General features: G+C 66.0%; 10 protein-coding genes and 4 pseudogenes. 6 read left to right on the plus strand and 8 right to left on the minus strand.

Annotated features, from left to right (window positions below):
• Positions 1-85 precede the first annotated feature (85 nt).
• The 4 genes and pseudogenes from hydA to ACIQR3_RS36420 all read left to right on the plus strand — a co-directional run.
• Positions 86-1,477: a dihydropyrimidinase gene (gene hydA, locus ACIQR3_RS36405; RefSeq protein WP_403545611.1), complete on the plus strand. Its 1,392-nt coding sequence runs from the start codon at positions 86-88 to the stop codon at positions 1,475-1,477.
• A 47-nt stretch (positions 1,478-1,524) separates the two neighbouring features.
• Positions 1,525-2,274: pseudogene (locus tag ACIQR3_RS36410) on the plus strand (TIGR03842 family LLM class F420-dependent oxidoreductase); the annotation flags it as partial.
• Positions 2,275-2,322: 48 nt separating this feature from the next.
• Positions 2,323-3,575, plus strand: a protein-coding gene (locus ACIQR3_RS36415) for an IS3 family transposase (RefSeq protein WP_403545613.1) whose coding sequence is annotated in 2 segments (ribosomal slippage) — positions 2,323-2,605 and positions 2,605-3,575 — 1,254 coding nt in all. Because the reading frame shifts where the segments join, the coding sequence is not laid out codon by codon here.
• Positions 3,576-4,235: 660 nt separating this feature from the next.
• Positions 4,236-4,412, plus strand: a pseudogene (locus ACIQR3_RS36420) (IS1380 family transposase); the annotation flags it as partial.
• Here ACIQR3_RS36420 and ACIQR3_RS36425 read toward each other — a convergent pair.
• The 3 genes from ACIQR3_RS36425 to ACIQR3_RS36435 all read right to left on the minus strand — a co-directional run bounded on the left by ACIQR3_RS36425 (position 4,412) and on the right by ACIQR3_RS36435 (position 15,283).
• Positions 4,412-4,897: a hypothetical protein gene (locus ACIQR3_RS36425; protein ID WP_403545614.1), complete on the minus strand. Its 486-nt coding sequence runs from the start codon at positions 4,895-4,897 to the stop codon at positions 4,412-4,414. The pseudogene ACIQR3_RS36420 and the gene ACIQR3_RS36425 overlap by 1 nt on opposite strands.
• 95 nt (positions 4,898-4,992) lie before the next feature.
• Positions 4,993-11,433, minus strand: coding sequence for an RHS repeat domain-containing protein (locus tag ACIQR3_RS36430; RefSeq protein WP_403545616.1), 6,441 nt, complete (start codon positions 11,431-11,433; stop codon positions 4,993-4,995).
• A 313-nt stretch (positions 11,434-11,746) separates the two neighbouring features.
• Complete coding sequence (locus ACIQR3_RS36435) at positions 11,747-15,283, minus strand: LamG-like jellyroll fold domain-containing protein (RefSeq protein ID WP_403545618.1); 3,537 nt, start codon at positions 15,281-15,283, stop codon at positions 11,747-11,749.
• Between the two features lie 922 nt (positions 15,284-16,205).
• Between ACIQR3_RS36435 and ACIQR3_RS36440 the strand changes: the two are divergent.
• Positions 16,206-16,532: pseudogene (locus ACIQR3_RS36440) on the plus strand (Tn3 family transposase); the annotation flags it as partial.
• 204 nt (positions 16,533-16,736) lie between these two features.
• Here the strand turns inward: ACIQR3_RS36440 and ACIQR3_RS36445 are convergent.
• From ACIQR3_RS36445 to ACIQR3_RS36455, 3 genes are read right to left on the minus strand one after another with little or no spacing between them, the layout of a single operon-like run.
• Entirely contained in the window at positions 16,737-17,552 is an 816-nt protein-coding gene (locus tag ACIQR3_RS36445; protein WP_403545620.1) for a DnaB-like helicase N-terminal domain-containing protein, read from the minus strand.
• The gene (locus tag ACIQR3_RS36450; RefSeq protein ID WP_403545621.1) at positions 17,552-18,754 is read right to left on the minus strand and encodes a DNA cytosine methyltransferase; all 1,203 of its coding nucleotides are present in this window, start codon (positions 18,752-18,754) and stop codon (positions 17,552-17,554) included. Before ACIQR3_RS36450 ends, ACIQR3_RS36445 begins: the two co-directional genes overlap by 1 nt.
• On the minus strand, positions 18,751-19,377 hold the full coding sequence (locus ACIQR3_RS36455) for a hypothetical protein (RefSeq protein WP_403545623.1): 627 nt from the start codon (positions 19,375-19,377) through the stop codon (positions 18,751-18,753). The genes ACIQR3_RS36450 and ACIQR3_RS36455 overlap by 4 nt, the downstream gene beginning before the upstream one ends.
• A 145-nt stretch (positions 19,378-19,522) precedes the next feature.
• Between ACIQR3_RS36455 and ACIQR3_RS36460 the strand changes: the two genes are divergently transcribed.
• Positions 19,523-20,329 carry a barstar family protein gene (locus ACIQR3_RS36460; protein ID WP_403545624.1) on the plus strand — a complete coding sequence of 269 codons (807 nt, stop codon included), beginning with the start codon at positions 19,523-19,525 and terminating at the stop codon, positions 20,327-20,329.
• 270 nt (positions 20,330-20,599) lie between these two features.
• On the opposite strand, the gene ACIQR3_RS36465 is transcribed toward ACIQR3_RS36460, so the two are convergent.
• Together ACIQR3_RS36465 and ACIQR3_RS36470 are read right to left on the minus strand one after the other, a co-directional pair.
• Positions 20,600-21,586, minus strand: coding sequence for a hypothetical protein (locus ACIQR3_RS36465; RefSeq protein ID WP_403545626.1), 987 nt, complete (start codon positions 21,584-21,586; stop codon positions 20,600-20,602).
• A gap of 241 nt (positions 21,587-21,827) precedes the next feature.
• A pseudogene (locus tag ACIQR3_RS36470) lies at positions 21,828-22,162 on the minus strand (hypothetical protein); the annotation flags it as partial.

The raw sequence follows: 22,162 nt of genomic DNA on the forward strand, positions 1-22,162 counted from the left end.
TGAGGGGGCCAGCGGGCCGGGGTGTGTCCCCGGCCCGCGTCAGTGGTGGTCTGTTCGTTGGTCGGCGTGAAGGGACGACTGGGAAATGACTCGGACCCTGATTACCGGTGGTCTTGTGATCACGGCCGCGGACGAGGTGCACGCGGATGTGCTGATCGAGCATGGCCGGGTGGTGGCGCTGGCGGCGCCGGGGACGCAGGAGTGGACGGCGGACCGGGTTATTGACGCGTCGCAGAAGTATGTGATCCCGGGCGGGGTCGACGCGCATACGCATATGGAGCTGCCGTTCGGCGGCACGTTCGCGTCGGACACGTTCGAGACGGGGACGCGGGCCGCCGCGTGGGGCGGGACGACGACGATCGTCGACTTCGCGGTGCAGGTGAAAGGTGAGTCGCTGCAGGCCGGCCTGAATGCCTGGATGGAGAAGGCGGACGGGAACTGCGCGATCGACTACGGGTTCCACATGATCATGTCGGACGTGAACGAGGCGACGCTCAAGGAGATGCCGAAGCTCATCGAGCATGGGATTTCCTCGTTCAAATTGTTTATGGCCTATCCGGGTGTCTTCTTTTCGGACGACGGGCAGATTCTGCGGGCGATGCAGGTGGCCGGCGAGACCGGCGGGCTGATCATGATGCACGCGGAGAACGGCATCGCGATCGACGTCCTGGTGGAGCAGGCGCTGGCCCGCGGGGAGACGGACCCCCGCTACCACGGGGAGGTCCGCAAGGCGCTCCTGGAGGCGGAGGCCACCCACCGCGCGATCCAGCTCGCCCGTGTCGCGGGCTCCCCGCTGTACGTCGTCCACGTGTCGGCGCAGGAGGCGGTGGCCGAGCTGGCGGCCGCCCGGGACATGGGGCTTCCGGTCTTCGGCGAGACCTGCCCGCAGTACCTCTTCCTGTCCACGGACAACCTCGCGGAGCCGGACTTCGAGGGCGCCAAGTACGTGTGCTCGACGCCCCTGCGGCCGAAGGAGCACCAGGCGGCGCTCTGGCGGGGCCTGCGGACGAACGACCTCCAGGTGGTGTCCACGGACCACTGCCCGTTCTGCTTCGTGGGCCAGAAGGAGCTCGGCCGGGGCGACTTCTCGAAGATCCCCAACGGCCTGCCGGGGGTGGAGAACCGGATGGACCTGCTGCACCAGGCGGTCGTGGACGGCCACATCTCGCGGCGCCGCTGGATCGAGATCGCCTGCGCCACCCCGGCCCGCATGTTCGGCATCTATCCGCAGAAGGGCACCATCGCCCCCGGCGCGGACGCCGACGTGGTGATCTACGACCCGCACGCCACCCAGGTGCTGTCGGCCGAGACGCACCACATGAACGTCGACTACTCGGCGTACGAGGGGAGGACGGTGACCGGCCGGGTCGAGACCGTCCTCTCGCGGGGCGAGGTCGTCATCGACCGGCGGAAGTACGTGGGCCGCGCGGGGCACGGGGTCTTCGTGCCGCGCGGCCTCTGTCAGTACCTGGGCTGAGCAGCCCGGGGTCTCGTCGCACCGACTCGAACTGGGAGGCCACCGCAGTGGACTTCGGACTCGTCCTGCAGACCGACCCGCCCGCCTCGCAGGTCGTCGGCCTGATGCGCCGGGCGGAGCGCAACGGCTTCCGCTACGGCTGGACCTTCGATTCCGCCGTGCTCTGGCAGGAACCCTTCGTCATCTACAGCCAGATCCTGGAGCACACCACGAAGCTCCACGTCGGCCCCATGGTCACCAACCCGGGCACCCGCACCTGGGAGGTGACCGCCTCCACCTTCGCCACCCTCAACGACATGTTCGGCAACCGGACCGTCTGCGGCATCGGCCGCGGCGACTCCGCGATGCGCGTCGCCGGCCGCAAGCCCAACACCCTGGCCCGGCTCGGCGAGGCCATCGAGGTCATCCGCGACCTGGCGGAGGGCCGCGAGGCGACCGTGGACGGCAACCCGATCCGCATCCCCTGGATCAAGAACGGGAAGCTGCCGGTGTGGATGGCGGCGTACGGCCCCAGGGCCCTCGCGCTCGCCGGGCAGAAGGCCGACGGCTTCATCCTCCAGCTCGCCGACCCCTTCCTCACCGAGTGGATGGTCAAGGCCGTCCGGCAGGCGGCCACCGACGCGGGCCGCGACCCCGACGCCCTCACGATCTGCGTCGCCGCCCCCGCCTACGTCACCGCCGACGACTCGCCCGAGGCCCTCGCCCACGCCCGGGACCAGTGCCGCTGGTTCGGCGGCATGGTCGGCAACCACGTCGCCGACCTGGTTTCCAAGTACGGGGAGCACTCCTCGATGGTGAACCGCCCCGTGTTCGGTAGAGACTCGATTCCGTGAAAGGATTGAGTCATGGCACGTCCTTCCTCCTATCCAGCTGAGCTGCGCAAACGAGCGGTCCGTATGGTCGCCGAGGTCCGTGGTGACTATCCGAACGAGTCGGCGGCCTTGAGGGCAGTCGCCCAGAAGCTCGGGATCGGTTCGGCCGAGACCTTGCGGAACTGGGTGAAGCGGGACGAGATCGACTCCGGTCAGCGGCCGGGGACGACCACGAAGGAGTCCGCACAGATCAAGGCGATGAAGAAGGAGATCGCCGAGCTGAAACGGGCGAACGACATCTTGAAGGCTGCGGCGAGTTTCTTCGCGGCCGAGCTCGACCGGCCACACACACGCTCGTAGCGTTCATCGACGAGCACCGGGACCGCTTCGGCGGGGTCGAGCCGATCTGCCGCGTGCTCACCGAGCACGACTGCAAGATCGCCCCTTCCACCTATTACGCCCACCACAAACGACTCCAGGCCCCGTCGGCCCGCACCGTCCGCGACGCCGAACTGAAGCCGCTCATCCGGCACATCTTCGAGTCCAACTACCGTGTTTACGGAGCCAGGAAGGTGTGGCGTGAGCTGCACCGACAGGGCCACGTCGTGGCCCGATGCACCGTCGAACGCCTGATGCGCGAGCTGGGCGTCACCGGAGCCGTCCGCGGGAAGAGGATCATCACCACGATCCCAGACAGTTCTGTGAAGCGGGCGCCGGACCTGCTGGACCGCAACTTCGTCGCGCCCGCCCCCAACCGCTGCTGGGTTGCCGACTTCACCCACGTCAGCACATGGTCGGGAGTCGTCTACGTCGCCTTCGTCGTCGACACCTTCTCCCGCCGCATCGTCGGCTGGTCCGCCGCTCTGTCGAAAGAGACGCGGCTCGTCCTGGACGCGCTGGACATGGCCCTGTGGCAACGCGACCGCGACGAACGGCCGTATCAGCGCGGCGAGTTGATACATCACTCCGATGCCGGATCGCAATATACGAGTTTCCGGCTCGCCGAGCACTTGGATGCCGCCGGCATCGCGGCATCGATCGGCTCGGTCAGCGACGCTTACGACAACGCCCTCATGGAGTCCACGATCGGCCTGTTCAAAACCGAGCTGATCAAGCCTGGACGGCCCTGGCGAAACCTTGCCCAGGTCGAACTCGCCACCGCCGAGTGGATCGACTGGTACTGCCACCGCCGACTCCACGGTGAGATAGGGCACATTCCACCCGCCGAACACGAGACCAACTACTACCTCACCAGCAAAAAAACCCAGGTCACCACCACAAGCTGAGATCTCTGCCGAACACGGGGCGGTTCAGGCCGCCCTCTACGCCCAGCGATGGGAGTTCGAGTCCACCCTCGACGAAATCAAGACCCACCTCGGCGGGTCGCACCTGGTACTGCGTTCGCAGCACCCCGACGGGGCCGAGCAGGAACTATACGGCTTTCTGCTCGTCCACCATGCCATCCGGCACCTGATGCACCAGGCCGCACGACAAGTCGACCAGGATCCCGACCGGATCTCCTTCACCCGCTCACTGCGCGTCGTGCGCCGCCAGGTCACCGACCAGGCGGCATTTTCCCCCCGGCCGACTCGCCCGCGCGGTCAAAGCTACCCACGCTGAACTCCTCGAACGCCTCCTGCCACGGCGACGCCGCCGGGCCAACCCCCGCGTCATCAAACGCAAAGTCGCCAGCTGGCCCCTCAAACGCGCTGTCCACCGCGTTGCAAACCGCCCATCTGCTGCGGCCGTCACCATCGTTGGCGCCACCAAACCCAAACGGGCCAAACGCATACCAAAACCCTAAGTTACCGGTATTGCCCTTAGCCTCGCGCTTTCACCGGGCGGAGCGTCCGAGGTTTGATCAAATAAGCGGAGAGTGCTCCTGACCTGCAACGATGGGACTTGTCTAGGGTCCATGTCGCCGCAAGGAAAGAAGCACTCTCCAGGTGAAGAAGCGTATCGGGTCCTACCCGTGTGTCCGCGTCGAGGGTGGCGGCCGGGCGGTGGTCTCGCAGGCCGGGGGTGTGCTGCTGGTCGAGACTGTCCGCAAGGCCGGTTTGGACACCGCGATATCAGCGGCGCTGACGCCATGGCGGAAGGCCCAGGCGGTGCACGATCCGGGCTAGGTCGCGAGAACCCTCATTAGCCCACCCTCGATGTATTCCCCGGTCAAACTTCCCGAGGCTTGAAGTACTTTGCTTGAAACTTCAGGGCCTAGGAGCAGCGATTCGACGACGCCTGGCAGTTGAGTGCCGCCATAAAGAAGCACAGAGTCCCAATCGTTGGCATCAGTTATTCCCTGTTTGTCGAAGACTAGAGCTCGCGTGGGCGTGGAAACTCGACGGATTGCGGAAATAACAGCCATCCGAATTGTTTCTACCTCCTCGAAGTCCAAACCGTCTAGCCAGAAGGTTTGAATCTCACAGCCCATCGGCTCGTGGGTGTGTGTACCTACGACGTCAACGTCAGACGAGAGCCACCAGTTGACGGTAATAGAAGGAATCCTCAGTCCTATCAGGCGCGGTATCGTCCTAGACTCCACGGGCACACTTTCCCCGTCCACGTTGACGATGGACATTAGTCCGGTCGCCGGGTTGGCGATTGTCACGCCATGGTCTCTGAATGCGGCCACTTGGTCAGAGAATACAGGAATCGCACCTGACTCTCTGTACCAGCGAATGAAACCGTCTCCCATTGCAACCTTCACGGCATGTTGAAGCTGTGTACGTTATCTTCGCCGAATACTTTGCGTGCTTGCGCAAATGCACTCTCGGGCGTATTGCTGGCGTCTAGGTAGTAATGACCTTGCACGCCAGCCTGGTCTGCGGCGTACTTATTGATTTTGAGGGCCTTGCCGAATTCGGCCGGTTTTGCCGCCTTCGCTCCACCTCCCACGAATATGTATTCCCCATTCGGCCCGACTACGTCGAGGCCGCTCGACCCTACGTTGGGCATAACAATCTTTATGTCCTGCCCTTTCTCGTCCTTAGCGACGAAGCCTCCGACTAGTTTGGCCACGTACTCTTCTCGGCGAAGGCCCAGAGCTTGCGCTTCCGCGCCTCTTGCCGCGCGGAGTCCGGCAGCACCGGCCGCTCCTGAGCCTACAAGCGCGCTCCCGCCTGATGCACCACCGGTCGCCATCTCTGCGATTTCCGCCGCACAGACCGGAGCTGTAGCCAGGCATCCCTCGCCCACGGCGACGGCGACCGGGGCAACGACTATAGCTGCGGCCACGGTGGCGATGGCACCCACCACAACCTTTTGCCAAGTTGCCAGCTTGGGCCGGTCGGCGAGGAGGTCTTCTGCCGCTTGGTTCGCCGGCTGGGGGTAGCTGCCCGCGAGCAGGGTCCAACGGGGCTGTTCCTTCTTCTCAGGTTTCGGGTCGGGGCCCTTCTTGAAGGTAATTTTCGCTGTGCTTACACCCCCGTCTGTGCGGACGGTGACGGTCATGGTGCCGCTTCCGGTACTGCCATCATTTTTCTGGTACTCGAAATTTTGGGTGTACGTCTTGGTCGAGTGGTACACCCATCCGTTAGCGCTCGGAGTCACCGCGACTTGATAGGAGTTCCCTGCGGCGTCTTTGCATCCCCGCTCGCATCCAGTGTCCGGTCGTAGCCCGGTGGGGTCGGATTTGGTGACGGGGGTGTTGTTGGCGTATGCGTAGCCGTTGAGGGATTCGTGATCGTCGGGTGCGAGGACAGGGTCGACGGTGAGGAAGCGTCCGGTTGTCGGGTCGTATTCACGTGCGCCGACGTGAGTGAGGCCAGTGTCTGCGTCGGTGGGTTTGCCGAGGAATCCCTTGTCGTCGGGCCAGGCCGATGGGGTGGCGCCGCGGGTTTCGCCGAAGGGTTTGGTGTAGCGGCGGGTGATGTTTTGTGTGGTGGCGTCGACCGTCATCGATGCGGTGCCGTGGTGGTCGTCTACCATCCAGGACAATCCCGCTTCGGTACGGACGGCGGTGGCATCGCCGGACGGGTAGTAACGCTGGGCGGTGAGTTTTTTGGTGGTCGTGTTGTAGTGGAGTTCTTGGCCGTCGAGATAGAGGACCGTTTTGTCGGAGCCGCGGCGTATCAAGAGCTCGCCGTCAGCGTCGTAGAGGTAGTCGGTGGTCTTCGTGCCCTCGGTGAGGCGGGTGAGCTCTCCTTCGATGTCCCAGGTAAGGACTTGGGCTGTACCGCTGGGCCCGTAGCGGTTGGTGGTGTTGCCCTGTTCGTCGTAGCTGTATGTCCTGGTCGCGTTCCCTGTGGTGGTGGACGTCAGGGTGTGGGGCTGGCCGGCTCCGTCGGTGCTGACGGCGGGGTAGCTGTAGACGGTCTTGGTGTCGCCGGTGGTTGTGTGTTCGGTTTGGGTGTCGCGCAGGCCGCCGGGCTTGTAGGTCCAGCTGGTCCAGTAGGGTGCCGGTCCGCCGAGTGCTGTCGCGGAGCGGGAGCTGGTGCAGTCGTTCGAGGAGGGTGTCCAGGCTTCAGTCAGACGGCGGTATCCGTCGTAGGTGAAGCATTGGGTGTCCTGGGTGCCTGCTTCATCGGTGATGGACTTGATGTTGCCGGTGGCGTCGTAGGTGTAGTCGATGTCGCTGGTGTATCCGGCGTTGGTTTGGTCGACGGTGTGGGTGTTGGCCAGTCGGCGGGTGCCGTCCTCGTAGCGGTTGAGTATCTGCAGTTGCTTGGCGTCGGTGGACGTTCCCAGGCGGGTTTCTTCGATCTCGCCGTAGGGTGAGTAGCCGATGTTCTGTACGTAGTCGGTCATGCCGTCGGTGCCGGTGAGCATGCCGAGGCTGTTGTAGCTGTTGGTGACGGTTTCGGCGGGCAGACCGGCTACTGCGGGCATTGTGGTCGACTGGATGGTTCCGTCGATGTTGTACGTGGCCGACGTGGTGAACGTCTGCGGAGCGCCGGCGGTGACCAGGGGGTCGGAGGCGGCGATGACTGTTTTGGTGCCCTTGGCGCGGCCGAGTGCGTCGTAGCCCGTGACGACCTGGGAGTAGATCTTGCCGGTGGTGCCGCCGACGTAGCGGATCGATGCGGTCGGCTGTCCCTTGGCCAGGGTGTCGTAGGTGAATTTGGTGAGCTGGTGGGCGTTGTCCTTGGTGCCGTCCCAGGTACCGGTCTTACGTCCGAGTTCGTCGTAGTCAGTGATGAGGGTTCGTGTGGTGCGGTCGAGGGTGGACGTGACCGTCAGAGGTTGGTCTGCGTCGTTGTAGGTGGTGGTGACGGTGCCCTTGTCGGGATCGGTGGAGGTGGTTTTCCTTCCCCGTAGGTCGTAGCCGTAGGTCCACACTGCCCCGTCTGGACCGGTCATCTTCTGTAGTTGGCCGCCCGGGGTGTATTCGTACAGGGTGCGGGTGTAGTCGCTGCCGGTCGGGACGGGGCCGCCGTACTCACGGCGCTCAGTAATCCGGCCTCGGGCGTCGGTGATGGTCAGCGTGCCGGTGCCGCCATCGGCGGCGGTGACGGCGGTGCGGTCTCCCTGATCGTCGGTCTTGGTGCGCCACTTCTCCTGGTCATAGACCCGGAAGATGGATTCGGTGGCGCGGCCCGCGGCGTCGAAGACCGTTTCGGTCGAGGCGGGGACGGAGCCGGGGTAGGTGTTGGCCAGCGCTCCCGAGGGCGTGTTGTTGTCGTGGACCTGGTCGTTGGCGACAGTGGCGAGGCCGCGGTCGTCGTAGAGGGTTTCGGAGATGACCCGGCCGCCGTTGGGCGAGGGCATCTGCTTCTGCCGGGGGCGCAGCAGGCCATCGAATATTTCGTAGGAGCTGTTGTAGGTTTTTCCGTCGGCCTTGAGGGCGTCGGTGCGGACCCAGGTCTCCTTGTCGTTGTTGACGCTGTAGGCGTAGGTGATGCTAGCGGCGTCGTCGAGGGCGCGGGAGCGGTCCGGTTTCCAGACCGAGCGGAGGCGGCCGAGTGCGTCGAAAGCCCACTCGGTGATGTTGCCGTTGGCGTCGGTGGTCTTGGTGGCTGTTCCCCAGGCCGGGTCCACCTCGGTGGTGGACGTGTACAGCTTGGGGTCGGTGCTGGTTTTGGAGGTCAGGGGGCCGTAGCCGCTGCCGTCGGGGACGTAGGCCGTTTTCACGGTCTGGTTGAGGGCGTTGGTCGCGGTGAGGGGACGGCCCAGCTTGTCGTAGGTGGAGCTGGAGACCCTTTGGTAGACGGGAGTTTTGTCGGCCGCGTTGTAGCTGGTGATCCTGTAGGAGGCGGTTATGTCGCCCTTGGTCGGCGCGGCGCCGACGGCCTGGCCGTCGTAGGCCGTGGTGAGGTCGGAGACGGCGTCGTCGGGGAGTGTCGGGACGGTGGCGCAGGGGACCGAGTAGGTCTCGGTGCGGGAGACCTTGTTCACGATCCAGACGTCGGTGTTGCGGGCGTAGCTGGTGCGCACGCAGGATTCGTCACCGGTCTTGGCGGCGTCGCCGCTGTCCTCGACGGTGAGGGGCATGCCGTAGGTGGTGTCGTAGGTGGTCTTTTGTTTGACCGTGCGGGTGCCGGTGGAGATTTTGGTGCGGGTGGCGGTCTCGCCGGCCTGGACGATCCAGGAGTCGGTGGTGCCCCAGCTGTAGGTGTGGCTTCCGGTCTTGTGGGACCAGGGCGTGTTGATGGTGCCGCTGAGTTCCTCGGAACCGTTGTAGATGATGGTTTCGCGGACGAAGCCGGCGTATTGGCGGGCGTCGTCGAGGGCAGTCCCGGCGGAGTCGGTCACCTTCTCCGTGCGGGCGGTGCCGTCGAGTTCCTTTTCTCCGTTGAGGCCGCGCATGTAGAGGGTGGACTTCTTGGAGCGCGGGCCTTCGGAGTTGCCGGAGGTTTCCACGACCTTGCCGTAGCCGCGCCACTGGGACCAGGTGCGGTTGGACGCCTTGGTCAGGCCCTCGTCGTCGGCGTAGGCCCAGCCGGCGCCGCCCTGGTAGTCGTAGTACGTCTCGGCGGTGTCGGCGTGCCCGTAGGGGTCGTCTTGGAAGACGGAGGTGACGACGTATTTGTGGAACCAGTCGGTGGTCGGGGTTGCTCCGGACTGGGACCACTTGACGGGGAAGCAGCGCTGGGTGTTCTTGTCGACCGCACTGGGCATGTTGCTGCCCCAGATGCAGTCGGGGTCGGAGTAGTTGACGGTGAGGGTGGATCCGGCCTCGGACTTGATGGTGCGCACGCGCCATTTGATGTAGCGCAGGGTGTCCGGGCCGCTGCCCTCGACGTGGTTGGACATCTGGATGCCGCCGAAGACGATGGGCGGCATGGCGGCCGTGGTGCCGTTGGCCTTGCCGGTGTTCTGGATGGACTTCAGCCACAGGCTGGGCGACGAGGCGTCTCCGGTGTCGGGGAAGTTCTGCTCCAGGTGCCAGGTGTCGACGTCCCTGCGCGTGGTGCCAGTGCCGGTCCAGACCGAGGTGGTGACGTCGGTCAGGCGCTTGCGGGTGAAGAAGGCCGGCCCGATCTGCGTGGTGCATTCGGTGCCCGAAGCGCAGATCATGTCGAAGGGCACGTCGGGCCAGTTCGCCTTGGTGTCCTTCGTCAGGCTGGCGCATCCGTCGGTGGTGACGCAGCGCTCGGCGTAGGTGAACTTTACCTGCTGTGCGGCGGGCTTGGTGTAGATCAGGTCGCTGCGCAGGCCGTAGTCGATGCGGTTGAGGTAGCCGCCGCGGGTGTAGCCGGTGCCGTTGACCGTGGTGTCGGCGTTTTTGGAGTAGTAGTTCGTCTCCTTGCTGTACCAGTAGGTGCTGGCGTTGTCGTGGGTGTCGACGACGTAGTCGAGGTTCCAGCGCCATGCCTGGTTGCAGGAGGAGTCGGCGAAGCCGGTGGACTTGTAGCACGGCTCGCCGCTGTCGTCGCCGAAGACGGGGACGGTCCAGGTGGAGTCGGTGGTCGGGTCGTCGTCGGTGGTGTCGGTGGTGCTCTTGTCGCTCCAGCCGGGCATGCGGTGTTTGCCGAAGTAGTACTGGTTGCCGGAGGCGTCCGTCACCTTCCAGTACTCGCCGTTGTTGTCGCCGTTGCCGGTGGCGCCGGTGAGGTGTTCGACGCGGGTGCCGTCCTCGTTCTTCAGTCTCCAGTTGCCGCCGGGCGCTTCGGACAGGGACGCGGTGTCACAGGCTGCGTCGTCGGTGCAGGGGTTGACGAGTTCGACGGCTTTGCCGTTGAGGACGAGGGTGGCGTTGGCGTACTTCCAGCACAGGTCGCCCTTGCCTGACTGGCCGTCGTCCTTGCAGGAGGCGTATTTACGCTCGATGTAGGACTCGGTGATGGAGAAGCCCTCGCCGACCACCGAGGTCTGGTTGTTCTCCCCGGCTGTGCGGCCGTCGACCGAGGCGGAGTTGTAGGAGATGGAGAGTTCCGGGGCGGGGCCTGCGGTGGCCGGCGGAACCCGTAGCGGGTAGTTCCAGGTGAAGTCGCCTGTGCTGCCGCCGGCTTCCCAGGTCGCGGTCGGTGACAGCGGGGTGGCTCCGTAGTCGCCTCCGCCGCCTGAGCTGTCGGCCGCCGCTGCCAGCAGCACCGGGGTGCCGGCCGCGAGGGTACGGGCGGAGACGGTTCCCGTCAGGGTCTGTGCCCCGGTGTCGTTGTTCGCTCCGGTGACGGGCTGCTGCTTGCGGCAGGACTCCTTTTCCGGGGTGGTCAGGGCGCACACCGGCAGCGTCACCAGGCTCAGGCGGGGACCGAAGTTGCCGCCGTAGACATCGTTGAAAATGGAGTAGTCCAAAGACACCCGGAGCCGGTCGGTGTCTCCGGTGGTGGCCTCGGCGGGGTCGACGGTGAGCAGGATGCCGTTGACGCCGGCTTTCTTCGCAGCTGCCTGGGAGTGGACCCGCAGGGCCACTTTCTCAGCGGGGCCGGTGGCCTTGGCTTCCGTCTTGGTCTTGGCCGACTTGTGCCCCTTGGCGGTGGGTTCCTGGGCCAGGTCCACGCCGAGTCCGCCGACGGTGACGGTGGTGCTCTCAGAGGCCGCGGGCACCTCGGTGGTGGCCTTTCCGGTGGCCGGCCAGGAGGTGTTCTTCAGCCGGGTACGGGTCTTGGCCGAGGCGGGAGTCGCTTTGTCCTTCGGGGCCTTGGACGTGCCGGGTTTGAGCTTGCCGACCTTGTCGATCTTCGCCTCGGGCCGGTCCTCCAGCTGCTTGCGGGCTGTCGCGGTCTGGGCCTGGGCAGCGAAGTCGTACCCCAGGGGGACCACGACTTGAGGAAGGACTGCCAGGGAGGTGACGAGGGCACCACGGCCGAGCCAGCGGCGCAGGACTGCCCCTGGAAGGCGTCTGCGGAAGGGTGGCGATGACACAGTTACTCTCCGTGTTTGACGATGGGTGGGGGAACGTCCGTGGCAATGACGTCGGTGCCGTGGGCGCTGCTCCCGGACACACGTCCGTGAACAGGCGTGTGTCCGGGATATATGGGGAGACAGTTGGGGCTTGGGCGGCAGCATCAGCGGCACCCGAGCTGGGTCACGACGCGGCCGGGGCGCAACGGATGCGCCCCGGCCTGTCCCGTTTTTACCGTTGCTCGAGGTTGTGCCGGTTGGCGACGCTGTCGGTGGAGGTGGCTCCGGCCCAGACGCGGACGCTGTCGATCTTCCCGGGGAAGTAGCGGGCGGCGGCCCCGTTGATCTTCGCTCGGCCGATTTCGTACGCGCCTCCGCCTTGCCAGGTGGTCGTGTACGGCACGCCGTCCTCGTCTCCCATCAGGGCGCTGTCGACGTACAGCCGCAGCGCGCCGAGCTTGGAGGTGTCTTCGGGGTCGGCTGCCGCCTGGGCGTCGTAGACGGCCGTCAGCATGACCGGCACGCCGAGCTGGGTGGTGGTCAGTGCGGTGGACTCGCTCTCGGTCCAGGCGGCGCCGGTGCCGTCCTTGTCAGGTCGGCCGAACGTCCATCGTCCTTGCGCGCTGCCGGCCGGCTGTTCGTACCAGACTCCCCAGGAGGACTGGCTTGTGCCCGACTGTCCGAACACTTGCACCGTGTAGGACTTGCTGGTGTCGGCGAGCTTGGTCGGGTCCAGGGTGACCCAGGCGGTGGCGGTGAAGGATCCGGAGTCGTCGACGACTGGCCCGGGGGCAGTGGCGTAGGCGCTGGTGCCGTTCAGGGTCATCGTCTGCGTGGTGGTGACCTCTTCGCCGATGTCCGGGTCGCCGGTGGTGAACTGAGTGAGCGCGGCTCCGTTGAGTGTCAGGTTGCGGCCGAAGCCACTGGTGTCCTTGACCGTGGTACCGGTGGCGTTGCTCAGGTCGGTGGCGTCCCACTTGGCGACGAGCGCTGGGACGGGGTCGCCGGCCGTGCCGTCGCTGATGTCCTCGTCCTCCAGCCAGGCGTCGTGGGTGACCTCAGTGTCGGCCAGCGCGCGGGACCAGACCTTGACCTCGTCGATGGTGCCCGCGAAGTGCTCCTTGCCGGTCGCCGATGCCCACAGCCGCCCGACCTGCAGGTTCCCGGATGCCTTCCAAGGGGTGACCGTGAACGGCACTGGGTCGCCCTGGGGGGAACCGTTGACGTAGAGCTGCACGGTCTGTGCCGCCGCGTCGTAGACGCCCGCCAGGTGGGTCCAGGCATTCAGGACCGGCGGCTTGGTGCCGATCGAGCGGGTGATCGCGGGGCCGGACACGTCGGTCTGGTGACGGTTGAAGACCCAGGCGTCGTAGGCGGTCGAATAGTACAGCTGGAAACCCGAGGCAGTCGTTCCCGCCTGGGACAGGACGGTGTAGTTGACGTCCTTCTTCGTCAGCCGTGCCCAGGCCGAGACAGTAAAGGACTTGGTGGTGTCCAGGACCGGGCCGGAGGTGGAGAGGTAGGTGCTGGTGCCGTTGAGTTTTGCCGCGCCGGACCCACCGCGTGCCAGGGCGTCGTAGGTAGCGCCCGAGGAGGTCAGCGGATGCTGCGTGGCAGTGGTGGTGTCGGTGAGGCCGTTGTCAAGGTGCCAGATACCGGTGGGCTGTTCTGCGCCCTTGACCAGGAAGCTGTAGTAGCCGGTGAGCGAGCTGTGGCTGGCCGCGTCGTAGCCCCAGACCTGGATAGTGTTTTCACCGGGTTGGTTGGGTGTGATGGTGCGGGTGACGGCCTCGCCCTTGGCGACGTTGATCGGGGCGGAGACCGCTCCGCTGTTCAGCTTGAACCTGTAGCTGACGACGTCGGACTGGATACCGGCGGTGCTGGGATTGGTGTCCGCAGGAGTGAAAGTGAACTGGCCCGCGACGCCCACACCGCCGGCGGCCGGATCGGTCTCCGCCGGCTTGTAGATATCGTCGGCGCTCGTCACCACGGGAGGCGGTGGTGAGTCGGTGTCTACACGGAAGTAGCACCAGGACGACCAAGCCGAATCGAGAACGCCGGTGGCTCCGCGATCGGTCTTGTAGTACGCCTGCGTCTTGACCCGCATCCGGTAATCCGTCTGCGCCGGCAGCGCGGTCGATGTCGCGGTGCGGGGAGCGTTGTCGGCCACCCAGGCTTCGTCCGGGGAAGCTGCGTACCAGGCGCGGCTGGAGCCGTCGGCCTTCCACACCTCGAACAGGGCGCGCAGCTGGGAGTTGGAGCCGTCGGCTGACTGTACCGTGGCCAGCATCTTCGGCGTGGTGTCGCTGGTGGCGAAGGGGAGGGTGGCGGCGTTGCAGGCCCGCCCTGTCGTGCCCTGCTGGACGCCGTAGGAGGTCGGCTTGCTGGGGTAGGAGACGTAGGTGACCGACAGTTTGGCGTCGTTGCGGAAGCGTGCCCAGGCGCCGGCATCGGACTCGTCGTGCGCGGTCAGGGAGAACGTGATTTGCGCGGACTTGTTCGCAGCGTGGGACGCCAGCGTCGTCGTCAGGTTTTCGTTCGTCTCCTCGTCCACGTTGTCGCTGAAGCGCACCCAGTTCGCTGGCTGCGACGGGTCACACAGGCTGCCCCGGCCGTAGGCCACGTTCCGGTCGCCCATGAGGTCGTCCGCGGTGGGCCGGGTAGACCAAGTGGTGCTGGAGGAGATGCCTTTGTCGACATGGCTTAGGTCGTACCAGTGCGGATCGCAGGTGAACGTCCATACCTGGTACACCTCCATCGTCGCGTCGAGGATCTTCTTACCGTGGATCGACGAGAGCGGATACTCGAAGTACAGGCGCTGCGTGTACGGGCTGTTGGAGCAGAGGTAGCCGGCGTAGTTGGAGCAGCGCCCCACGCCCTTGTCCCCGTCGAACTCCCAGAACTTGTCGCCGTCTGAGGACAGTGCCGTCCAGTCGCCCAGTGCGATGCCCTTGGTCGGCGGGTCGATGTAGAGCGGGAAAACGGTGTCCTCGCCGTGCAACAGTGCCGGGTCGGGCGTGATCTCCAGGGCGGTGTCGGTGATTTTGAGCGGGAGTTCCGCCGTCGCATCGCCGCTGCTTGGGCCCTGGGAGGGCGTCGGCTCTCCTCCGGCCTCGGGCAGTGGAGCCGGTCCCGTCTCTGCGGAGCCCTCCTGTGTTCCGGTCGGGGAAGCCGTGAAGGCGGACTGCGTGATGACATCGTTGGTCGCAGCAGTGGGAGTGTCACCTGCTGAGTCCCACATGCGCCCGGCCGGGCTTTCGAAGACCGGGGTTCCGTCGGCGTCCCGCGCGATGAAACCTCCGTCGGCCGTAGGGGAAATGCCCAGGCTGCCGCCTGCGACACTCATCTGGATGGTTGCGAGCGCCGGGTTTTTCGCGGCCTCGGCCGTCTTCACCACGAGTACAGAGGTGTACCCGGTGCTCAGCGCCGTCAGTTGCAGATCAACGTCCGGGAGGACATCGGTGTAGATGGCGGTGTCACCGTCCAGTTGGGGCACAGGAAGGGCGGTGGGCCAGCCCAGCCGCAATGTGTGCCCCTCGTCCTCCAGCTTCACCAGCGGCTCGCCGCTGTCACCGCCGTTAAACGTGACATGGGTTGTCGTGTTGCTCGCCTGGATGGAGCCGTCGGCCTCACGCACGAGAGCGGTGTCTATGGGGGCCCAGGTTCCGCCGTCCTTGCGGGCGCGGACGGGAGCAGCGTTCATCTCCTGGGTGAATGTGCCGTCTGGGTTGGCGTAGATTTGAGAGGACTCGGTGGTCGCCGTCTCCACAGCGACCCTCTCACCGCTCTCCGCCGCGAGAGCGCTCGCCTTCGACTCGGCAGTTCTGTCAGCGGACGCCGAAACTGCCCTGTCGTCAGCCAAGGCTGGGGTTATCCCAACCGTTATCGGCGGTATCGCCCCCGCCAGCAGTGCAACGGCTATCGCCCCGCTTCGCACCGGCCGGCGCCAACCATGGCGTCGTCTCCGCGTGAACACGCCCCCCACCCACCCGTCCTCTTTAAGTGTTCAATACAAGAAATCTGTGAGGATCATGTGGCGATCATGTTCATCAGTCAAGAGTGACATACATCACGTTTTCTATGAGGTGGAGGCTTCACGCTCTGGCGGGTATGCCACCCGTTAACACCGAAGACCCTCAAGAGCAATCAGATGTCTGGAATATCAGACCTGAACGCGCCCGCAGGAACCGCCCAGAGTGCCCACAAGGATACGTATCACCATTCTCGCCTTGCAGTCGCATTTACCGCGCTTATCGTCACTGGCTCATGCCCCCCATGCGGCGCTCATGGGGCGGAGGGTTCCGGTCGCCTTGTGAGGATCATGACCGTAATCGCATCCCCGGACATTGCCCCGGTGTCCTCAACAGCGGACGCGGAGATGTTCATGCGTCCCTGTCGCTGCGGCCTGCGTGCTTCGCGTCCTCCCCGCCGACGCGGGGGTGTTCCGCCCTCCGCCCTGACGTGCCCGGTGTGCGGAGAGTTCTCCCCGCCGGCGCGGGGGTGTTCCGCAAACCGGCCACTTTGCCGTACGTTAACGAACGCCGCACCAACGCCTTCAAGGTCGCCGGCTCCCGGAGTCAGGCCCCCATGGGAAGCCCCAGAAGATCGTCGCGGAGGGCGGCCCGCACTAAGAGATCATCTTCGGCCTGCTTGCGCTCTCCGGCTACACCTACACACCTGCAGCCGCCGACATCACTGACATGACCCTCGCCCGCATGGACACCGCCTCCGGCGAAGACTACGGCCCCTTGCAGCACGCCACCCGCAACAAGATCGGCACCGCACTCATCGAACGGCGCTGGGACGACATGCTCCGTCTCGTCGGAGCGGTCCATTTCGGCCGCATTCGGTCCGCGGACGCGATCCGCATTGTGATCCGCAACGGCACCCCGACGTCCTTGGGCAAGGCCCTCGCCCACTACGGGAAAATCTTCAAGACCGCACACATCCTGGGCCTCATCGACAATCCCGATTATCGCCGACAGATCGAAACGCAGAGCAGCCGTCACGCGCAACGCCACGAGCTGGTCGCGAAGATCTATCACGGGACGGAAGACCGCATCCATCGCTACCAGACCGGGATGGAGGAGCCTGCAGGGCGCTCGGGTGGGTGGGGTGGGTGTCGAGGCGGACATGGGCGTCGATGGCGGTGGTCACAGGGGGTCTCGTCTCTGGCACCGGTGGCCGGGCCTTGGGCGCCGGCCACCGGTGTACGTGCGGGGTTATCGGGTTGCTCGTGTGGACCGGGCGGCGTGTGCGGCCGTGGTGGTCGGCGGGCCGGCGCGGATGGCGGGCGCCGACGACGAGCTGGAAGGGGGTGTTCGCGGGGTCGCCGGCGTACGCCTCGATGCGTCGGCCCGTGTGCTCGGCCGTGGCCAGGAGGGAGCGCTGCAGGACGCGCTCGCCCCAGTGCTCGACGGATCCGGCCGGTTCGGCCAGCATGCGCAGGATCTCGCCTGGTTCGCTGCCGTCGTCCAGACGGAGGGCGGCGCCGGGGTGCGGGGGAGGACACCGGAGCGCGGGGGGAATCGGTTCGCGATGTCGTCCACGACCGCCGCGAGCGCATCGGCCTCGGCGAGCACCGGCTGGACGGGGTGCGGGAGACAGACGTCGTGGGCGGTGTGGACGAGGTGTTCGGCGGCCGTCAGCAGGCGGCGGCGGGCGTGCTCCGCCTCGACCATGCGGGCGTAGGCGGGGGCGTGGCTGGGCCAGGGACAGACCTGGACGAGGGTGTGCAGGTAGGAGGCGGTCAGTCCGCGCGCCTGCTCCCGACCCGTGGCGAGCACGCGGTCGAGCCACTTGGTGTTCTTCGCGTGCCCGGCGGGGTCGGGCCGCGGCACGGTGCTGATCGCGGCATACAGGGCGGCGTGCGCGGCGGTGGAGAAAGAGTCAGCGGCGATGCCGTTCACGTCGTCCAGGCGGTGCGGGTCGAGGAGGAAAGCCCCCAGGAGTGCCTGCTCGACGTGGAACACCGGCTGGGGCGGTGGGACGGCGTAGAGGTCGTCTTCGTCGGGTTCGGGAGTGGAGGTGTGGGGCATCAGGCGGCGAGGGTGAAGTCGTCGGGGTCGAGGGCGACGCCGAGGTGCGGGGCGAGGAGGTGGCGGGCGAGCAGCGGGGGCACGGCGTTGCCGATCTGGGAGAACTGCTGGCCCTTGTTGCCGGCCCAGGGGTAATCGGCGGGGAAAGTCTGCAGCAGACCGGCCTCGCGGGCGGTGATCCGGATCGGCTCGGGAACGACCGGCGCATCGGGGTCCGCGGCCGAAGAGGTGGCGGGTTCGGCGACCCAGGTGCACTCATTGGCGCGGTGCCCGAAGAAGAGCGTGCCGGCCAGCTCGGACAGCGGACGGATGGTGGCGTTGGCCTGGTTGTTGCTGCGCAGAGACCAGGACCAACGGTGAGCCTCGGCTTCACGTCGGGACTGCACGACCACTTCGTCCAACCGGGGCATCCAGGTGCCACGCTCCCGGGCGTCGGACAGTGTCTTGCGGGAGCCGGAGGGGAAGGGCTCGGGCCCGCCGCCCGGTCCGCCGCCGGCGCACACGGTGGGAACGGGACGGTCGGTGGCGCCCCAGCCGAGTGCCTGGGCCATGCTGACCCACCGGGCGCGACCCGGCCCGAACAGGGAGTCCGGCTCCGCGACCTGGGCGTGGGTGGGCTTGGGTGGCTGGGCGGTGCGGACCCGGGAGGCGATCAGGATCGCCCGGCGTCTGGTCTGGGGCACGCCGTAGTCGGCGGCGTTGAGGACGCCGGTCCACACCGAGAAGCCCCAGCGGCGCAGGACGGCCGCGTACTGCCGCCACAGGGGTAGGACGTCAGGGACCTCCTCCATCGCGACCCACTCCGGCTCACCCACCGCGTTCAGCGCGTGGAGGTAGCGCATCGGCTCGGCGGCCAGCAGCGAACGTGGGTCCCGGCAGGCGGCGAGCAGATGCTCGCGGGTATCCCGGCCGGCGGCGAGGTCGGCGACCGCCTGGTGTACCAGCGGCTGGTCCACCAGCCCGAGGCGCTTACCGGCCATCGACCACGCCTGGCACGGCGGGCTCGCGATCAGCCCCCGCGTACGGCCGACCCACGGCCACACCGGATACAGCGCCACATCCGTCCGCAGCGTCAACTGCCCCGCGCGGGCCCGGGTCAGGCAGGCCCACGCGTCCCATTCCAGACCGACGTCCTGTACACCGAGGACGGTGAGGGCGTGGCCCCAGCCGCCCGCGCCGGAGAACAGATCAAGGACGGTCAAGAGGCCAGTCCGAAGTCGTCCCGCCTCAGCGCGGTGTCCGCCTCCCCGCGGCACGCCCACGGGGAGCAGCCGTCCGTGACACCGTGCTCCAACTCCTCCATGCCGGGGCCGTCGGACAGTTCGTCCTGGCGGGCGGCCCACTCGGCGGTGGTGACGTGGTCGATCGGCGCCTGGTCCAGCGGCACGCGGGAGCGGTGGAGGAACGCCTGTCCCAGCAGCGGGTTGCCGCTGGCGTTGGCGCGGGCGTTGCCCTGGCGGATGGCAGCGTCGAAGTCCACGACGTCCCGCCACTCGTCGGGGCTGGTGTCGCGGATGTGCCGCCACTGAGCGTTGCCGTGAAAGGGACAGCCGAGGCAACTCGATTTCGGCGTGTTGGCGAAACCCAGCGACGTGAGGTACCGGACGCAGTCGCTTCGGGACCAGCCAAGGTCGATCAGAGGGTGCCGATTGCGCATGTAGCGGACGTCGGCATCCTTGGCGCGGTGGAACTCGTCCGTGGAGATGCCCACCCACTGCTCGACGAAGACGTCCTTCGGGATGCGCCGTGGGTAGGGGTAGCCGAGGAGTTCTCTTACTTGTCGTTTTATCGGCTTTATCTTGTATTCGCCGGTGCTTCTCTGCACTTCACTCTCACGGGTGACGGCGGTTATGTGGCTCGTCAAAGGACCTCCGAGATGGATGGGATGGGGTCAGGGGGGCGCGCCGGCGCCGGCGACCGCCCGGCAGGTCGCCGAGCGTCGGTAGGATCAGCGCTCTCATGGGGGGGCGATGCGAACATCAGGGCGGGGCGGCGAGGGGCAGAAGTACACGCTGACCTCGGACGAGGACGACAGCGACTTCTGGGGCTTTGCCCACGAGGCCGAGGGGTTCTTCACGCCTCTGCCGGCTGATGAGGGCGCTCGCCGAGTGCGCCTCGAAGGTTGCCTTCCGCAGGGTGGCCTACTGAAGAGCGTCAATCATGTCGGTGGTCGTCGCGCCATGGCGGGGAACGCCTGGTTCGATCTCCTCGACGGCGACGGTGCCACCATGGGGTCCTACTTCGTCAACGAGGTCACCGTCGTCGACGTCAAGCCTTCCGCCCGTGGAGCCGGCCTCGTCGACCTCACGGTGACACTGTGGTGCGAGAACGCCTTGCCTGGAGCGGAACGAGCGTGGGATCTGCTCCGGACTGATCGCCTGAACCGCACCGGAATGTGGCACGAACTCGCACCCGCGGACAGACACGCGTGGCTGTCGGTGGCCCTGTGGTCCCGGGAGTACCAACGCCAGGGAAAGCCCGATGCGCCCGCAGGCCAGGCGTTCACCTTGAACGGCCGGCACATCGTCGACAAGGACACCTTCTACTGCACGATCGGTGAAGCCATCAACGGGCCTGGCGGATACTTCGGCTGGAACCTTGACGCTCTGGACGACTGCCTGAGGGGCGGCTGGGGCGCCACCACTCCGTTCTCACCTTGCACTGGGGTTCCTCGGCCGAGGCCAGGGCACGGTTGGTGGAGCGCGTGCCCGCTGGCGGCGATCGCCGGGTTGCGCTGTTCGACCTGCTCCTGGAGATCTTCGAGGAACGAGGCGTGAGCGTTAGCCTCCGGTAGACCGCCGATGCCCTCGTCCCCGAAGCTGCCTGCTCAGGGACGCGGTTGCCTGACACGTGCTGCTCAGCGGTGTTCGTCGGCCAGATCGCGGTAGCGCCGGCTTCTTCCTTGGTCCAGTAACGGGCAGCTCTGCTCGTCGGGCCTTTGCTCGGTGGCTGCGGGCGGCGCCGAAGTCCGCGCGAGATACGGATCTCCGGTCCGCCCAGGTGCTCAGCAATACTCGCTCTCCAGTAACTCGGCCACGAAGCCGCTGCTACGACAGTTCTGTCTCGACGAGCCGGAGGTAGCTGAACGGATGCTCTTGCTTTTTCTGCACCACGGGACGAACCTCGCGAGTGGCAATATTGAACCCGATGCTTCCGGCGATACCGGCCGCCCACGCTAGGTCTGGGACGGCCAGGGCTCCGACTACCGCGGTGCTTACCGCCACCGTGGCGGAGATTGACCTGGTGATCCACGCCATGCGACTGCTCTTTACAGCTCCCTGGTAGTCGTCGCGTGCCTGGGTCAGTTCGCTGCGCATGCGTTGAAGAACATCAGCCGGGTGTTCCCAGTGCCGGTTGAGCTCACTGAGCATGGCCTGAGTTGCCTTGATCAAACGTTCTCGCTCGGCGGCGTATTTTTCACGGAAGGCCAGAACCTCGGAGGTTGGGGTTCCTGGTGCCGGCATGGGCAGCATGCGGCCAAGTTCCACGCGCCAAGCCGACACAGCGGACCATGCATTCGGCCTCAGCGAAAGTTCATCAGCCGTGGACTGATCGGTGTAGGGCGTGTAGGAGATACTCGTTGTCGAGCGGGCCACCTCCTGAGCCATGGTGCTGGCCAGGATGAGTAGCGCCTTCTCAGGAATTACGAGGAATCCAAGATTGGGACGCTCAAGGAATCGATTACGTCGGGCCACACCAAGTGCGATGAGCCCCTCTTCGAGACCGAATCCCACCTTGCCCCCGTGGTCGAGGTAGACAGGGCGCCCCCTGTGGGGGCCGAGTGCATGGAGCCGATCGACCATCCCAGGAAAGTCCTCGATTTCCCTGTTGGCTAGAAGACTGTAATGACGCTTGAGATTAATGGGGTGGTAAAATCCCCGGTCCTTGAGATCTTGCAGCGTGCCCATGAGTGTGCGTTCATACGTTTCTCGTCTATCCGAGACGATCGAAGCGATGCCGTCCCAGTACAGCAACGCTTCGTGGACCACGTTCACTGGAGGCTTAGCCAAAGGGTAATAGAGAAGGGTAGGCATGATTTCCCCCTGCATGACTCTTGCTGTCGATTTCGCGAAAGAGAATGTATTCGTTGCGGCGGCGTGGCTGGACTGGCTCAGGCTCGCATGCGATAGGTGCGGTTGTCCGGCCACAGGAGCAGGTCGAGGCCGTACCGGCCGAGGGCCCGCGAGCCGGGCATGGACGGCAGTTCCGTTCGATCATATTCCGGGGGGCGCCGAGGCGTCCGAGGTTCTGGATCAGGCATCGGTCTCTGGTACGTCATTCGGACCCCTTCGACCGGCGGCGGGCGGGGATGCCGAGGTGCAGGGTTGGTCGCTGGGCTCGGCGTTGGGTCTCGTCGCGCTTGGCACGGAGGAAGGTGAGGGTGAGGTCGATGCCTTCAATCTCACCGATCCAACCCTCGGCTTTGGCCTGTGCACGGCGTTGCAGGAGGTCGGCTTCCAGTTCGGTGAGTCGGACGAGCATCTTGGGGTTGACGTGGAGCATTGGGCAGCGGATGCCCCGTTGACTGAACGAAGCCTGGAGATTGCCCAGTTCAGTGGGCGCATGGAGTCCTCGGGCACTACGGTCACCGATCGTGATGAACGATGCTT

It is taken from the genome of Streptomyces sp. NPDC090994 (assembly GCF_044768905.1).
Taxonomy (GTDB): domain Bacteria; phylum Actinomycetota; class Actinomycetes; order Streptomycetales; family Streptomycetaceae; genus Streptomyces.

Excerpts from the sequence above, each read along its gene's own strand:
- hydA (WP_403545611.1), top strand. The coding sequence starts at position 86 with ATGACTCGGACCCTGATTACCGGTGGTCTTGTGATCACGGCCGCGGAC.
- ACIQR3_RS36445 (WP_403545620.1), bottom strand. The coding sequence starts at position 17,552 with ATGCCCCACACCTCCACTCCCGAACCCGACGAAGACGACCTCTACGCC.
- ACIQR3_RS36460 (WP_403545624.1), top strand. The coding sequence starts at position 19,523 with ATGCGAACATCAGGGCGGGGCGGCGAGGGGCAGAAGTACACGCTGACC.
- ACIQR3_RS36465 (WP_403545626.1), bottom strand. The coding sequence starts at position 21,586 with ATGCCTACCCTTCTCTATTACCCTTTGGCTAAGCCTCCAGTGAACGTG.